This is a genomic window from Campylobacter sp. CFSAN093224 (genome assembly GCF_012897395.1).
GTDB classification, from domain to species: Bacteria; Campylobacterota; Campylobacteria; order Campylobacterales; family Campylobacteraceae; genus Campylobacter_D; species Campylobacter_D jejuni.
Genome location: NZ_CP040607.1, coordinates 699,256 through 715,649, shown reverse-complemented (window position 1 = coordinate 715,649; position 16,394 = coordinate 699,256). Strand labels below are relative to the sequence as shown.

Annotated in this window: 13 protein-coding genes, 2 tRNA genes and 3 rRNA genes; 1 reads left to right on the top strand and 17 read right to left on the bottom strand. The window is 34.2% G+C overall.

What is annotated here, in order from left to right:
• Positions 1-11: 11 nt before the first annotated feature.
• The 3 genes from grpE to cfrA form a co-directional block, all read right to left on the bottom strand.
• Entirely contained in the window at positions 12-542 is a 531-nt protein-coding gene (grpE, locus tag FBF11_RS03720; protein WP_057097065.1) for a nucleotide exchange factor GrpE, read from the bottom strand.
• On the bottom strand, positions 539-1,333 hold the full coding sequence (locus FBF11_RS03715) for an HrcA family transcriptional regulator (protein WP_011049776.1): 795 nt from the start codon (positions 1,331-1,333) through the stop codon (positions 539-541). The genes grpE and FBF11_RS03715 overlap by 4 nt, the downstream gene beginning before the upstream one ends.
• 300 nt (positions 1,334-1,633) lie before the next feature.
• Positions 1,634-3,724: a TonB-dependent ferric enterobactin receptor CfrA gene (gene cfrA, locus FBF11_RS03710; RefSeq protein WP_168977456.1), complete on the bottom strand. Its 2,091-nt coding sequence runs from the start codon at positions 3,722-3,724 to the stop codon at positions 1,634-1,636.
• Between the two features lie 325 nt (positions 3,725-4,049).
• On the opposite strand from cfrA, the gene FBF11_RS03705 reads away from it, so the two are divergent.
• A complete protein-coding gene (locus FBF11_RS03705; RefSeq protein WP_002858756.1) occupies positions 4,050-4,748 on the top strand; it encodes an energy transducer TonB in 699 nt (232 codons plus the stop codon).
• A 91-nt stretch (positions 4,749-4,839) separates the two neighbouring features.
• Here the strand turns inward: FBF11_RS03705 and FBF11_RS03700 are convergent, their stop codons facing one another.
• The 14 genes from FBF11_RS03700 to FBF11_RS08475 all read right to left on the bottom strand — a co-directional run bounded on the left by FBF11_RS03700 (position 4,840) and on the right by FBF11_RS08475 (position 16,310).
• Positions 4,840-5,223, bottom strand: coding sequence for an RNA-guided endonuclease TnpB family protein (locus FBF11_RS03700; protein ID WP_002792118.1), 384 nt, complete (start codon positions 5,221-5,223; stop codon positions 4,840-4,842).
• A gap of 174 nt (positions 5,224-5,397) precedes the next feature.
• Positions 5,398-5,661, bottom strand: a complete 264-nt coding sequence (locus tag FBF11_RS03695; RefSeq protein ID WP_002792117.1) for a hypothetical protein — start codon at positions 5,659-5,661, stop codon at positions 5,398-5,400.
• Between the two features lie 428 nt (positions 5,662-6,089).
• Positions 6,090-6,182 (bottom strand): hypothetical protein, encoded by a 93-nt coding sequence (locus FBF11_RS03690; RefSeq protein WP_002776614.1) that lies wholly within the window; start codon positions 6,180-6,182, stop codon positions 6,090-6,092.
• Positions 6,183-7,173: 991 nt separating this feature from the next.
• Positions 7,174-7,290 (bottom strand): 5S ribosomal RNA (gene rrf / locus FBF11_RS03685).
• A gap of 254 nt (positions 7,291-7,544) precedes the next feature.
• Positions 7,545-10,451, bottom strand: a 23S ribosomal RNA gene (locus FBF11_RS03680).
• A 534-nt stretch (positions 10,452-10,985) separates the two neighbouring features.
• A tRNA-Ile gene (locus tag FBF11_RS03675) sits at positions 10,986-11,062 on the bottom strand.
• A gap of 8 nt (positions 11,063-11,070) precedes the next feature.
• Positions 11,071-11,146: transfer RNA gene (locus tag FBF11_RS03670), tRNA-Ala, on the bottom strand.
• A gap of 102 nt (positions 11,147-11,248) precedes the next feature.
• Positions 11,249-12,761 (bottom strand): 16S ribosomal RNA (locus FBF11_RS03665).
• Together the 16S, 23S and 5S rRNA genes with 2 tRNA genes alongside form the textbook arrangement of a ribosomal RNA operon.
• A 629-nt stretch (positions 12,762-13,390) precedes the next feature.
• Entirely contained in the window at positions 13,391-13,522 is a 132-nt protein-coding gene (locus tag FBF11_RS08580; RefSeq protein ID WP_002858570.1) for a hypothetical protein, read from the bottom strand.
• A 153-nt stretch (positions 13,523-13,675) separates the two neighbouring features.
• Positions 13,676-13,993, bottom strand: coding sequence for a hypothetical protein (locus FBF11_RS08490; RefSeq protein WP_002858604.1), 318 nt, complete (start codon positions 13,991-13,993; stop codon positions 13,676-13,678).
• Positions 13,994-14,250: 257 nt separating this feature from the next.
• Positions 14,251-14,418, bottom strand: coding sequence for a hypothetical protein (locus FBF11_RS08485; RefSeq protein WP_002864369.1), 168 nt, complete (start codon positions 14,416-14,418; stop codon positions 14,251-14,253).
• Positions 14,419-14,474: 56 nt separating this feature from the next.
• Complete coding sequence (locus FBF11_RS08480) at positions 14,475-14,597, bottom strand: hypothetical protein (protein ID WP_285816309.1); 123 nt, start codon at positions 14,595-14,597, stop codon at positions 14,475-14,477.
• A 512-nt stretch (positions 14,598-15,109) separates the two neighbouring features.
• A complete protein-coding gene (locus FBF11_RS03655; RefSeq protein WP_100630099.1) occupies positions 15,110-15,997 on the bottom strand; it encodes a hypothetical protein in 888 nt (295 codons plus the stop codon).
• Between the two features lie 139 nt (positions 15,998-16,136).
• Positions 16,137-16,310 (bottom strand): hypothetical protein, encoded by a 174-nt coding sequence (locus FBF11_RS08475; RefSeq protein WP_002858593.1) that lies wholly within the window; start codon positions 16,308-16,310, stop codon positions 16,137-16,139.
• Positions 16,311-16,394 lie beyond the last annotated feature (84 nt).

Genomic DNA, 16,394 nt, shown 5'->3' with positions numbered 1-16,394 from the left:
TTTATTAAAATTTATTTTGCTACACTAACTTTGGTTGGGCGGATCACGCGATCGGCTATTTTATAACCTTTTTGAAGCACTTGAACCACTTCACCACTTTGATGGTTTTCACTATCTACATGAAACATTGCTTCGTGTAAATTAGGATCAAACTCTTTTTCATCTTTGATAAGAGCCACTCCATGTTTTTCAAGTTTCTTAAGAAATAAATCTAAAGTATTTTGCACTCCTTCTTTGATTTTTAAGCTAATTTCATCTTGGCATTCGACATTAACAGCTGCTTCTAAAGCATCTAAAACATCAAGCAAATCCTTTGCAAAGCTTTCATTTGCATAAGCCATAGCACTTAGCTTTTCTTTTTCCATTCTTTTTTTAATATTTTCAAATTCAGCGTTTGCACGCATATATTTGTCTTTTAATTCATCATAGTCTTTTTGCAATTTGTTTTGCTCAACATCTTCGATATTTTGCAAATTCTCATCCTGCAAATTTTCAGAATTTTGTGCATTTTCATTTTCAATTTCTTGCTTTTGTTCGCTCATGCCGCCTCCTTTATGTATTGTAATATCTTTTTATAATCCGTATAAACACTACCTGCTAAGATAATATTTACATCTTCGCCCAAAAACTGCGCATCTACCTTAAGCCCCATAAAACCTTCTTTAAATAAAGGTTCAAATTCAAGACTTTCTTTAAAATGACGGTGAATTTGACAATCTAAGAGCTTAACAAATTCATCATTTTGATAAATTTGATAAGCTCTTTCTTCATTGCTTCTATAGCAAATCAAATTTTGTCTTAAGCTAGCTATTTTTTCTACAAGATCTATAAAATGAACTCTCAAAGCTATTTTTTCTATACTAGAAAGATCAAGCCCTATAAGACTTTGTAAAAAATTCCACGCTTCTTTTTCGTATTTTAAAACCAGCTCTTCATCTTCAAAATCAAGCACTATAAATTTAGTATTAAGATCTAGCACTTCTTTAAGTACTAAACTTCTACCTCCATAAACAAGACAATAAATTTCAAATTCTTTACTTAACTCTTTCAAAAAGCTTTCGTTTTTGATATGGATATTTTTATCTTGTTCTTTTTCCCAAAAACTTTGCCAATAATTTTGCATCGTTAAAATAGTAGGAATTCTACCACTACTTATATGAAGCTGAGTGATCAAACCCTCATCGCTAAGTCTTTTAAGATAAACGCGTATAGTCGAAGCAGGTATACAAAGGTTTGAATTTAATTCATTAGAACCAATAGGTGCATTATCCAAAAGATAAGTTTGGATAATAGACTCTAAAATCAAATCCTTTTTATCTCGACTTTTCATCATGTTTTCCTTTAAAGCTAGCACTCTATTTTTTGATTGCTAGATATATTATACAACATTGAGTGTTATTTTGTCAAGTATAAATATAAAAAAATATACTTAATTTTATTTAGTCTATATAACTAAAGTTTTATTAGTTACTTTTTTATAAGGATAGGATATATTTCAAGATTGGTAAACAGGGTGATAATTAGATAAGAAATTTTAAATAGATTCGATAATTTAACTTTTTTAAAAGCACAAGATGCTATAAACAAAAAACCAAAGAAGCCTTTACAAGCTCTTTGGCTTTTCTATCAAAGCTTAAAAACTACCATTAATGGAAATATATATTCTTCTTCCTTCTTCTATGCGATTGTAAGTATTGACCCAAGTAGTAGTACCGCTATTTTGATAAGATTCCCAACCATCTGTAAAACTTTTGTTAAAAAGATTATAAATAGCTGCGTTGATACTCCATTGCTTATTGATATCATAACGCACACCCATAGAAGCTAAAAAGATATCCTTATAATATTCCCTATTTATATTAGTATCACCCATATAGCGATCTATTTGCCATTCGCCTTTTATCCAAGGGGTAATTTTATTATAGAAGCTGTATTCAGTTTTTAACATGATATTGTGTTTTAAACTATCCTGTTCAGGTTTACCTATCACACTTTTATCTTGTGCTTCTTTAACCTCACTATCAAGATAAGTATAAGCAAAATTTACATTTAAATTATCAAGAGGGTTTATCCCTGCTCCAAGCTCTATGCCTTTATATTCGACCTTGCCATGGTTGATTGCCTTAAAACATCTATCAGCATCACAAGTACCAATTCCTGGAATCATATTGTCTTTATTATATCTTTGGGTTGAAATTTTATCTTTAAAATTTGTTAAAAAACCTGTCGCAGAAACATAAAACAAATCATTATTGTAAATAGCTGCTATTTCATAATTTAAAGATGTCTCTTCTTTTAAATCAGGATTTCCATATATAGGAAATCTACCTTGACCACTATAATTATAAGCTCCATTTATCAAACGATTTGCATAAGGAGTCCTAAAACCCGTAGATACACCGCCTTTTAAAGTAAGTTCATCAGTAGGATTATAAACTAGATAAGCTCTTGGCGAAACATTGTTTCCAAAAATTTCATGATGATTGTATCTTGCTCCAAAAGTCAATCTTAAGTTATCTTTTATACTATACTCATCCTCTGCAAATATTGCCAATAAATACTGATCAAAATTGGTCGGATTAGCTATTTTATCTTGCATTTTTTCAAGCCTATATTCACCACCTGCGCTTAAAATATGACTTTGTCCCAAAGGAATGACAGACTTAGTATCTAAGATAATATCTTCTGCGACTATATCTCTATTTTGTCCTAAAAATGGCTGATTAGCTTGTCCTACAACTTCGCGTCCATTATTGCTTACTCTATTATACTGCAAACCAGAAGTGATAGAAAAGTTTTCATAAACACCCTCATGGCTTAAATAAGTCACAAATTTATCAACTTCCATAATATCTGCATAACCACCCGTTAAGCTATCTGGCGCACTACCTGGGCTTGTGATGGTTCCTAATTGACCCTGTTTGTTATCGTAATGATTTCTTGAAAAATCTATATCAAATATAAAGGTATTATAATCATTAGCTAAATAACTAATTCTTGTTCCTATATTAAAATTATTTGCTTTTGTGGGACTTTGAGCTTGATCTCCTTGAACTCTTTGTCCACTTCCATTTGTAAATTCAACATTAGATTGCTGTCTGTAAAATTCTCTAAATCGAAGTGTTAGACCCAATTTGTCATTCATCAAAGGACCACTAGAATAAATACTCGTTCCATAAGTATTACCCCAATCTTTATTTTCATTTAAAAGAGCATCCAAACTTACAGAAGTTTCCCATTTATCACTTACTTTTTTGGTAATGATATTTACCACCCCGCCTAAAGCTTCAGAGCCATATAAAGTACTCATAGGGCCTTTTATAACTTCTATCCTTTCTATACTAGAAATCGGAGGTAAGAAAGAATTTGAAATTTCATTAAAACCATTAGGGCCCACCTCTCCGCCAATACCCTGACGACGCCCATCAATCAAAACCAAAGTATATCCAGTAATACCCCTCATAGTGATATTATAAGAACCTGTTTTTCCCTTGCTAGCATATAAATCAACGCCTGGGATATCTGCGATAGCCTCTGCAACATCTCTATAAGGCTTACTTTGTAATTCTTTTTTACTGATAACATTGATAGTAGCAGGAGCTTCTTTAATATCTTGGGTAAAGCCAGAAGCACTAACGATTGAGCTATCTAGTTCTACATTTTGCGATATGGCATTGGAGCTTAAGAGACCAATGGCGCAAACTGATAGACATATTTTTTTCATTTTTCTCCTTTTGTCAAATATTGATTTAGAAATCAAAATATTATGATAATAATTATTAATTTAATATAAATTTTGTATCAATTATGATAATTAGTATTAATTAAAAATTTATTTTTTCTTGCTATAATTCTTAAAAATATAAGTTTTTTTAGAGAAGTAAATAGCAAAAATTAAATATCTTTTAGATACAAGCTTGATTATTTGATTGTTATTTTTCTCTGTGAAATTTGTTTCAAAATTTATCTTTTTAAACAATTTACCATAGAATGTGTTTTAAGAAATAAAGATATTTAAATCAAAAAATAAAATCATAACGGAGTAAAAGATGAAAACATTTATAAGCAATCATAAAAACCAATCTTCTTTTATCACTTTATTTGTTTTTACACCTTTATTTTTTGTTTTTCTTTATTCTAAAGATTTTTTACACATACAACCCAATGAAATTATTAAAGAAAATAAATTTAATATGGCAATCAAACATTTTGTACAAAATTCCTCCGATATGAAACCGACACAACCCACACAAACTATACAAGAGCCTTCGAATGTGCAACCCAAAGAACCTGTGCAAGAAATAAAAAAAATAAAACCGAGAAAAGAAAAACCTATCGCTAAACCTAAAAAAATAATCCCTCCAGCAAATGCAAAGGCAATAAGTCAACCCAAAAAAGATACAAACATGCAGCAACCAATCATGCAGCAACAAACTCCACAAGCCAGCTCTTACCAAAGCGTATCTTTAACTAGTAATAGTGAGCTTTTAAAAGAAATAAAATCAGCAATCGATGAAGCCCTAATCTACCCTAGACAAGCTAGAAAAATGCGTATGAGTGGGGAGGTTCTTGTAGAATTTACCTGGACAAAAGAAAAGAAATTAGAAAATTTAAAAATACTTAAGCCTTCAAAATATGATTTTCTAAATAAAAGTGCTTTAGAAACTATACGCATAGCTTCTAAAAAATTTCCACAATATGAAAAAACTTTTCATATAAAAATACCATTGGTATATAAATTAAGCTAAATCTTTCACAATATACTCTATTTTTAATGCAAATCACTCCAGCTTTGCTAACGCTTAGAAGTAGAAGCTTCCTAGCTAAAGCTAACTAGTATTAGCTAATTCGAAAGGCTTTGAGTTTATAGTCCTCAAGGCTAATTCCTAACCCAAACGACTTTAATCCACGCTTTAAGATATTATTTGCAGCATTAATATCTCTATGTAAAGTGTTGCCACATTTTTCACAAAGATACACTCTATCTTTAAACATAAGATTTTTTTTGATATTTCCACATACACTACAAGTTTTGCTTGTATATTGTGGATTGACTTTTATAAAGAATTTGCCATTATGCTTTGCTTTATACTCTAGATATTGAGAGAATTGATAGAATGAAGTATTAAGAATAGATTTATTTAAACCACTTTTAGCTTTTATATTCTTTAATTTAGCTCTTTTACACATATTCTTAATTTGCAAATCTTCAACTGCTAGCAAGTCAAATTCTTGTATGAGTTTTGAAGTTATCTTGTGATAACTATCCTTTTTGATTTTGAACTTTTTTCATAGATTTTATTTAATTTTAATTGTGTTTTTTTGAAATTATGGCTTAACTTTGTTTTCTCCTTTTTTGTTTTTAATATTCTCCTGCTTTGTTTTCTTTGCAATCTTTTAATATTCAGCTCTACTAAGTAGCTTTGAGTTAGTAGCTATTAACTCTCCACTGCTTAAGGTAATCTCATTGATATTTAAATCAATGTCAACTGCTTTTTTAATATCAAAATCTTTGCTAGACATTAAAGAAACATTCGATTCATCATAAATGATACTAAAAGCTAAATAGTATTTATTGTGATTTTTGATAATAGTGATTTGATTAAACTTATAAGTATTTGGTAAATCTCTGTGATAACGCATTTTAAAAAATGTATTCATAAGTCTAAATATCTTAAACTTAGTAGTATCACTATCTTTGATTTTGTAGGCTTGATTATTCCAATTAAAGCTTTGCTTTGCAAATTTAGAGTTTTTAAATTTGAGAAAGCCTTTGTTTTTATCTCTAATTGCTTGCTCTAAGGCACGAGAAGATTAATCCTTGCTTGTTGGGTTACAACACTTTTATAGCTTAATTCTCTTGCTTTTATAAGGCTAGTTTTATTGATTATCTATCTTACTTGCCTTTAAATAACTCCTATCTTTTTTATCTAAATTCTTATTTTTATCCCACTCTCTTGCTGTAAATTTAAACAAATATTATAGGCTTGATATAGATGAAACATTGATGATTAATAAGCTTTTGTTGTTCTTTGTTTAGGTAGAATTCTATATTTAAAACCTTTGGTTATTTGCATTGCTTTGTTCCATTAGGGCTTTTTTTCTTTTTGGTTATATATTTTTTTAGGGTAATTATCTTCTATGCCTTGATTTTCTGCATATTTTTTAAGAGTTTCTAGCATTATTCCGCATAGGTATTCTATAAAAAATTACTGATTATGTCAAATACCTAACTAGAGCCGTACAACTAACACTGTAAGCAATTCATCTCCCACTTAAGAAGTGAGAGTTTTATTGAATAAAAAAAGATAAATTTAAAGCAAGTAATCTTTTTTTAGACAACACTAAACCCTTGCATGTATTTACAGCAATATTTATTTCATCATAAACAACCCCCAACCCATAAAACCTCAATAAACACTATAAAATAAAAGTATTTGTAAAGAACAAGCAAACAATAAATCTCAATCACCCAGACAAAAACAATCTCAACCGACCCATAAAGCAATAAATCAAGCAAGCATAATTAATTTAATTGATTAAACTAATAAATTTAATTTATAAGATTAACAATAAAAAACCATAAATTAACCAAGCTAATCCCACCCAAACCCAAACAAGCCATAAATTACACACACTTTTTTACAAACATCAATTAAATAGCAAGACTATCGATAATAAAAAATTTATCTCAAGTATAACATTCATTCTCGCCAACAAGAATAGACAATCATAGTCTATCCACCCTAACCCAACATTAACCCCTAACCCAACTAAGAAGTGTATAACAACCCCAACCCATAAACCTCAATAAACACTATAAAATAAACTTGAGTGATTAAAAATCCAACCCAATTATTGAACAAACCCAACCTACATAATAAAATATAAACTAGACATATAAAGAACAATTGACACATAAAAATAGATTGAATAAATAAACCTATACAAGTAAACATAAAGATTAATTATTGATACAAAAGATTCAATAAATAAATAAAAAGAATAATTGAGATATAAAAACATATAAACTAAACAACTCAAACAACCATTAAATCAACCCAAGCTAATTAAACCTATAAACATAAAAAAATAATTAAATATAAAAACAACGATTGACGTATAAAAACTAAGATTTTAAATCTATAAGAATAAGATAAAGTAGAATTAACAAGTCCGCAATGAGCTACTTTCCCCCTGCCAGTAAGGCGTAGTATCATCACCCACGATGTGCTTAGCTTCTTGGTTCGGGATGGAGCAAGGCGTTTCCACATCTGTATAATCACGGACATTGTTATTTAAATATTCTTTGAAAAATTGAATTTAAGAATAAAACTTAATCTTTTATTCCTTTACTTTTTTCTTTATTCTCTTTCTTCTTTTCTTATCTTTTATCTTTGATAAGTTTTTATATAGAATACTTAAAAAACAATGTTAAGAGCAAGTTCTAATACAAACTCTACTTGAAAGATTTCTATTAAACTCTAAATATTATCTATATTCAAAGTCTTCTAAAAACCTTAACAAGGAAGTGATGCTTTATTAAAGATAAGCCAAACGCTCTATTAGTACTGGTCAGCTAAAGGACTTTCATCCATTACACACCCAGCCTATCAAACTAGTAGTCTTCTAGAGAGCTTAGAGAAGATTCATCTTAGAGTTGGCTTCACGCTTAGATGCTTTCAGCGTTTATCCTTTCCAAACTTAGCTACGCTGCGATGCTCTTGGCAGAACAACAGCTACACCAGTGGTTTGTTCAACCCGGTCCTCTCGTACTAGGGTCAAATCTCTTCAATCTTCTTACGCCCACGGCAGATAGGGACCGAACTGTCTCACGACGTTCTGAACCCAGCTCGCGTACCGCTTTAAATGGCGAACAGCCATACCCTTGGGACCTGCTCCAGCCCCAGGATGCGATGAGCCGACATCGAGGTGCCAAACCTCCCCGTCGATGTGAGCTCTTGGGGGAGATCAGCCTGTTATCCCCGGGGTACCTTTTATCCTTTGAGCGATGGCCCTTCCACACAGAACCACCGGATCACTAAGACCGACTTTCGTCTCTGCTTGACTTGTATGTCTTGCAGTTAAGCTGGCTTATACCTTTATACTCTACGAACGATTTCCAACCGTTCTGAGCCAACCTTTGTAAGCCTCCGTTATTATTTGGGAGGCGACCGCCCCAGTCAAACTACCCACCAGACATTGTCCCACTTGAGGATAACTCAAGCTGGTTAGCTACCCAAATAAGAAAGAGTGGTATCTCAACAATGGCTCATATACAACTGGCGTCATATACTCAAAGCCTCCCACCTATCCTGCACATTCTTATCCAAGTAGCAGTGTCAAGCTGTAGTAAAGGTCCACGGGGTCTTTCCGTCTTGCCGCGGGTAGGAGGAATTTTCACCTCCACTACAATTTCACTGGATCCCTCTTTGAGACAGCTCCCATCTCGTTACGCCATTCATGCAGGTCGGTATTTAACCGACAAGGAATTTCGCTACCTTAGGACCGTTATAGTTACGGCCGCCGTTTACTCGGGCTTCGATCAAGAGCTTCGCTAATGCTAACCCCATCAATTAACCTTCGAGCACCGGGCAGGCGTCACACCCTATACATCCTCTTACGAGTTAGCAGAGTGCTGTGTTTTTGGTAAACAGTCGGGAGGGACTCTTTGTTGTAAGTTTCCTTGCTTTCGGAGTAAATCCTAATACAAAGCTAACCACACCTTATACCGAAGATACGGTGCTATTTTGCAGAGTTCCTTAAAGAGAGTTCTTCCACGCGCCTTAGAATACTCATCCCACCCACCTGTGTCGGTTTACGGTACGGGCAACATTAGCTAAACTTAGAAACTTTTCTTGGCTCGACGGCATCAGGGGTTCTTCTATCCATCCGAAGACTTCAAAAAGCCTTTCAGTTCTCGGAGTATTGTTATACGGATTTGCCTGTATAACCTCCTACGACCTTAGACTAGCACTTCCATCCGCTAGCCCCCTTAGCCCTAAGCGTCCTTCCATCGCACACTAATGTTGGTATTGGAATATTAACCAATTTGCCATCGTCTACCCCTTTCGGACTCGACTTAGGACCCGACTAACCCTACGATGACGAGCATCGCGTAGGAAACCTTGGGTTTACGGCGTTAATGATTCTCACATTAATTATCGCTACTCATGCCTGCATGCTCACTTCTATTCGCTCCAGCACTCCTTACCGGTATACCTTCGACGCAAATAGAACGCTCTCCTACCACTTAGTAAACTAAGTCTACAGCTTCGGTACTTACTTTAGCCCCGTTATATTTTCCGCGCAAAATCACTAGACCAGTGAGCTATTACGCTTTCTTTAAAGGATGGCTGCTTCTAAGCCAACCTCCTGGTTGTTTAAGTAACTTCACATCGTTTTCCACTTAAGTAAGATTTAGGGACCTTAGCTGGTAGTCTGGGTTGTTTCCCTCTTGACGACGGATTTTATCACTCGCCGCCTGACTGCTGTGATTACATATAAGGTATTCGGAGTTTGATAGGGTTTGGTACATTGGTGTATGCCCTAGCCCATTCAGTGCTCTACCCCCTTATATTACGACACAACGCTATACCTAAATATATTTCGGAGAGAACCAGCTATCACGAAGTTTGATTGGCCTTTCACCCCTATCCACAAGTCATCCCGGGGCTTTTCAACGCCTATGGGTTCAGTCCTCCACTAGTTCTTACACTAGCTTCAACTTGCTCATGGATAGATCACTTCGTTTCGGGTCTGCAGCATCTGACTAAGCGCCCTATTCAGACTCGCTTTCGCTACGGCTTCGCGTTTGCTTAACCTTGCCAGACACCACAACTCGCAGGCTCATTATGCAAAAGGCAGTCCATCACCCTGTATTGCTACATAGGGCTCTGAATGATTGTAAGCAAATGGTTTCAGGTTCTATTTCACTCTGATCACCTCAGTTCTTTTCACCTTTCCCTCACGGTACTTGTGCACTATCGATCTGGTATTAGTATTTAGGGTTGGATCGTGGTCGACCCGGATTCAGACAGGATTCCTCGTGTCCCGCCCTACTCAGGATACTGCTAGCTAAGGTTTGTTTTTCGCATACGGGACTATCACCCTCTATGGTTATACTTTCCAGAATGTTCTGCTAAACTTACCTCTTGCACATTGCAGTCCTACAACCCCCAGTGCAAGCACTGGGTTTGCCCTCTTGCGCTTTCGCTCGCCGCTACTGACGCAATCTCTATTGATTTCTTTTCCTGAGGGTACTAAGATGTTTCAATTCCCCTCGTTCGCTCCTATATAGGTAATGTATATCTCTATACATTGGGTTGCCCCATTCGGAAATCTACGGATCAAAGCTTCTTGACAGCTCCCCGTAGCTTATCGCAGTCTAGTACGTCCTTCATCGCCTTTACCAGTCAAGGCATCCACCATTCGCTCTTAGTAGCTTACCTTTTTTACCTTTTATTATTGATTCTAAAACGCATCACTTCCTTGTTAAAGTTTTTATGATAAGACTTCTTTATCTTAAGACGGAAAGCATTCAAACACTTAATATAAAACTAAATGATTTAGTCTCAACTAAGCTGTGAGTTTGAAACTTGTCTTTAATTTATAATCCTTAAATCTAATATTCTCTTTATTCATAGAAATAAAGACAGCTAAAAGTTAAGTTAAACTAAAGAAAAGATAAATAGGTTTTATCCTTTAACAAGTCCTGTAAAATTGTTTTTATTAAAACTTGCTTGTGACTCTTAACAATGATAATTAAAAAGAACATTTAGGTTTAAAACCTAAAGGAAGTATATATATTAACATAATCATTATAAATATAAATGCATAATGTATATGCTACTTATATCTATTAAAGTATATTCTTTTATAGTTAAAGATAAAAATAAATCTAAGTATAGAGTTTATATTTTATATTTAATCTATTTTATATACTTGCTTTAGATTTTAAAGCTTCTTTATTCAAATCTTTTTTATGGTGGGCCTAACAAGACTTGAACTTGTGACCTCACCCTTATCAGGGGTGCACTCTAACCAGCTGAGCTATAGGCCCTTAATAAATGGTGGAGAATAGCGGGATCGAACCGCTGACCTCCTGCGTGCAAAGCAGGCGCTCTCCCAGCTGAGCTAATTCCCCATAAACAATTAGCTTTATCATCAATCTTTGAAATCTAAACAAGAATCAATTGAGTTTATATATTGAAGTAATAGTTGTGAGACTTATTACTTTGTACTCTAGAAAGGAGGTGATCCAACCGCAGGTTCTCCTACGGTTACCTTGTTACGACTTCACCCCAGTCGCTGATTCCACTGTGGACGGTAACTAGTTTAGTATTCCGGCTTCGAGTGAAATCAACTCCCATGGTGTGACGGGCGGTGAGTACAAGACCCGGGAACGTATTCACCGTAGCATGGCTGATCTACGATTACTAGCGATTCCGGCTTCATGCTCTCGAGTTGCAGAGAACAATCCGAACTGGGACATATTTTATAGATTTGCTCCACCTCGCGGTATTGCGTCTCATTGTATATGCCATTGTAGCACGTGTGTCGCCCTGGGCATAAGGGCCATGATGACTTGACGTCGTCCACACCTTCCTCCTCCTTACGAAGGCAGTCTATTTAGAGTGCTCGGCCGAACCGTTAGCAACTAAATACGTGGGTTGCGCTCGTTGCGGGACTTAACCCAACATCTCACGACACGAGCTGACGACAGCCGTGCAGCACCTGTCTCTAAGTTCTAGCAAGCTAGCACCCTCTTATCTCTAAAAGGTTCTTAGGATATCAAGCCCAGGTAAGGTTCTTCGCGTATCTTCGAATTAAACCACATGCTCCACCGCTTGTGCGGGTCCCCGTCTATTCCTTTGAGTTTTAATCTTGCGACCGTACTCCCCAGGCGGTACACTTAATGCGTTAGCTGCATTACTGAGATGACTAGCACCCCAACAACTAGTGTACATCGTTTAGGGCGTGGACTACCAGGGTATCTAATCCTGTTTGCTCCCCACGCTTTCGCGCCTTAGCGTCAGTTGAGTTCCAGCAGATCGCCTTCGCAATGGGTATTCTTGGTGATATCTACGGATTTTACCCCTACACCACCAATTCCATCTGCCTCTCCCTCACTCTAGACTATCAGTTTCCCAAGCAGTTTAATGGTTAAGCCATTAGATTTCACAAGAGACTTGATAATCCGCCTACGCGCCCTTTACGCCCAGTGATTCCGAGTAACGCTTGCACCCTCCGTATTACCGCGGCTGCTGGCACGGAGTTAGCCGGTGCTTATTCCTTAGGTACCGTCAGAATTCTTCCCTAAGAAAAGGAGTTTACGCTCCGAAAAGTGTCATCCTCCACGCGGCGTTGCTGCGTCAGGGTTTCCCCCATTGCGCAATATTCCCTACTGCTGCCTCCCGTAGGAGTCTGGACCGTGTCTCAGTTCCAGTGTGACTGATCATCCTCTCAGACCAGTTAAGCGTCATAGCCTTGGTAAGCCATTACCTTACCAACTAGCTGATACTATATAGTCTCATCCTACACCGAAAAACTTTCCCTACTCAACTTGTGTTAAGCAGGAGTATAGAGTATTAGCAGTCGTTTCCAACTGTTGTCCTCTTGTGTAGGGCAGATTAACTATACCTTACTCACCCGTGCGCCACTAATCCACTTCTAGCAAGCTAGAAGCTTCATCGTTCGACTTGCATGTATTAGGCACGCCGCCAGCGTTCACTCTGAGCCAGGATCAAACTCTCCATAAAAAATTATAGATAGTTTAATCTTTTTCTTCAAAGAAAAAGTTATGAAAGATTAAAAGAAAAGTTTTTAATCTTTTTAATTATTAGATTGAATAGATTTTACATAATTGCTTATGCCTAAATCTGTTCTGGCTCAATCGATCACTTATTTAGATTTCAAAGATTGACTAATAAGATTTGAATAACAATACTAATTTAAAAGAACAAAACAAAAAATCATTTTTAAAAGAAAAGTTTTTAAATTAAAAAACAAGATTTATAAAAAAGCTTTTAGTTTATAAGACAAAAACCAAAAGAGTTAATTTATAAAATCTACTAAGCTAGTGAAACTTTATAATTTAAAAGATTTTAAGTCCTTTTTTCAAAAAAGGAAATGAAAGTATAACCAATTAAACTTAAAAGGGGATTAAACAAAGGATTAAATAGTATAAATATTTGTGTAAGTATTTATATAAGTATTTGGTGGGTTTAAAAATGGGGGGGGGGGGAATTTTCCAATCACCCCAAAGTTAAAAGTATTTTTCTAGGCTTGCATAAACTCTTGCTCGATGTTCTCCATCGTGTTTAAACTGATGAACAGCTCTTGCAGCATCCATTTTTACATAAAAATTAGCACTTCTTGTATAGAGTATTTATATACCCATTGCATCCATAAGATAATGATTTTCACTTTGATATTCTTTATTTTCATACCAAGAATACCCTATATCATAAAAAGGAGTCGAGTAAAGCCCTTCTAAAGGTGTTTGAAATCTTATTCCCAAGGCGCCAGAAACAACATTATCCGCACTTCCCTCACCTTCTAAACAAACACATACACCACAAGGTCTACCTAAAGATACGGATTCACTACTATCTAAAACAGCATCGCTGATAACTTTTTGATAATTGAGTTGAAAAATGTGAGTTAAGCGTTCTTAGAATTGATATTTGTTGCTTAAATTTAAATTCATTTTTCCAAAATTTCCTAAATTTACTCCATTAAATCCAGAAAAATCACCATCATTTTCAACATTACCATATATAAAATTTAAAGTATAACTTAGGACATTATTCTCCAAACCTCTATAAGTTCTTTCTATGCCCAAATTTACACTATTTCTCGCTTTTTCATTGCTTACTAAACCATCAAGATAATAATCTTTAATCTTTTTATGAGTAAAACCCGAAACAAGATATAAAGAATACTCAGTATATAAAAACACAGGATAAGAAAAATTTACTCCAACATTCATAGAGTCCCTATAAAAACTAAGATTTCTATAAATTCTGCCAGGAACATAATGTCCTTGAGTTGCAAATGGAGTAATTTTTAAATTCCCTATAAAAGTACTATAATTAATCCCATAATCTGTTTGATTTTCATCACTATCTTGAAGATAAAAATTTAAGTTATCCCCTTATCTTGCTATATTGTTTAAACTTTGACTCATTCCTGCTCTAAAACGACCTGTTTCTTTAGTCCCATAGTTGTTAGAATATAAAGTTAAAGTTACACTATCTCACCTTTGTTTACTTCTATAATAACATCGCTTTCTCCACAACCATCACCTGATTGTAAATTAGCATTGGTTTGGATTCCGTATATTTCATTGATTTTATAAATTTCATTTTCCACATTTTTAGTTGTGATAACTTTCCCTTTAAGATTTTTGTTCAATTTACTCTCTAAAGCATAATCTCTGACACCTGAGTTGTTTTTAATAATTACTTTTCCTATAAAGTTCCAAAAGCTATGTTAATTTGCACTTTGTTAGAACTTAAATCTTGCGGTGGTATATAAGCAGTTGCCGAAGGATGGCCACTTAATTGACAATAATAAGCTATAATGTTTGTTATATCTTTTAAATTTTGTAAGCTTAATTCTTGGTTGCGATATTCAGCTATTGCATCTTGAATTTATTTTTCGCTAATTCTTAATTTTTTAAATGTCAAATCTTTATTATCGATATGCAAAACATACTCTCTTACAAAAACCTTAGCTTCATTTTGATCAGTTTGTAAATTTGCAATATTTGTAGTATTTTGCTCTTTAAAATTTACAGGGCTTTTTTGATTTTTTAATGTATTTTTTAATTTTTATTTTGTGGTCCATTTGCTTCAGAAGAGCTTTCTATAAGCTCTCTTATTTTATTATTATTTAGCTCTTCAGCATGTGAAAATACTTGCAATAAGATTAAATTTCTCATTTTTATTTCCTATTTTGCATTTACACAAATGTTCATTGTCTTAAAATTATCACTTACAATACAACGCAAACCACTACTTCTAGCATCTGCTTTTCCTATGTCCACTTGATCATCATCTTCTTTTTTTTGTGTCTACTTTAGTTTGAATTTTTATAGGAGCTTCTACAACCTTTTCAGGAATTTCAGGCGGCAATACAGAAGGTTTGTCTGGGTCTTCACCCCCCCCTCCCTCTTTTTTTGTTTATCTGGCTCATAGATAGATATATTTGATTTTTCTGGCAATGAGGCTAATTTTCCTTCAAAATTATATTTTCCAGTGTACACTTTACCATCTACATCGCTTCCATTTATAGCAAAACCTTGAGAATTTAGAATCTCATTTTCAAGCTTATAGTGAAATCCTTCATTTCCACTAAGATCCGCAAACTGCTTTTCAAGAGCTTCTTTTTGTTCTAAAAGTTTTGCATACATAACTCTAAGCGTTTCATCGCTAACTAAGCCTGATTCTTTGATTTTTTCATAGTTTTTATTTTCTTTGTCAAGTTGAGCTAAGGCTTCTTGGTATTTTTGTAATTCTTCTTTAAAACTAGCGAAACAACCTTTGCCGGTTTTGATTTTATCCATAGCAGTTTTCTTTTGCGTCCATTTTTCATAAAGATTGGTATAATTTTTATAACTTTGTTCTTGCGAACCTTGCCATAACTTTAAAAATTCTTGTTCTACTCCAGTATCTTTAAATGTATTTAAGAAATTTAAACTTTGAGTGATCTCACTGGCTTCATTTTCCCCTGCCACACCCTTGATATCTGCGTAAATCCAAGTTTTGGTATCAAAATCATAAGTGTATTTTCCATTCATCAAATCATCTAAAATTCTTTGAAGCAATTTAGGGTCAAAGTCGTCTTTGGATAATTTCACAGCATCTGTTGCCTTGGTAAAAGAATCAGCAAAAGCATAAGAATTATTATCAAGATATTTTATATCGTTAAATTTCTTTCTTACAGCACTATCAAAATCTTTTTTTCCTGTTACTTCATTATTATATTGCACAGACTTAAAAAATTCTGTCCTTCATCAATGTAACCATTTTCTAAATTATGATAAACATAAATATTACTAAAATTATTATTTACACTAATTCCAGGATCACCAATAACTTTTCCAGCTTGTGTTTTATAGTTTCCAGCACTCAAAATTGCTCCATTTTATAAAATAAGTAAGCATTATTAATCTTTAAATTTCCAACTTTTCCAGTAAATCCTCCTGTTTTACTATCATTCCCAGAAGTTATAAGTTTTTCTATGTCATTAACCACAACATTATTAAAATTACCACCATCAATTTGTCTGCCTATGCCACCCACATAAGAACCTTCTTTGCTACTATACTTATATTATTAATAGCAACATTTGTAAAATTGATAGTGTTATTCCCTCCACTACCATTT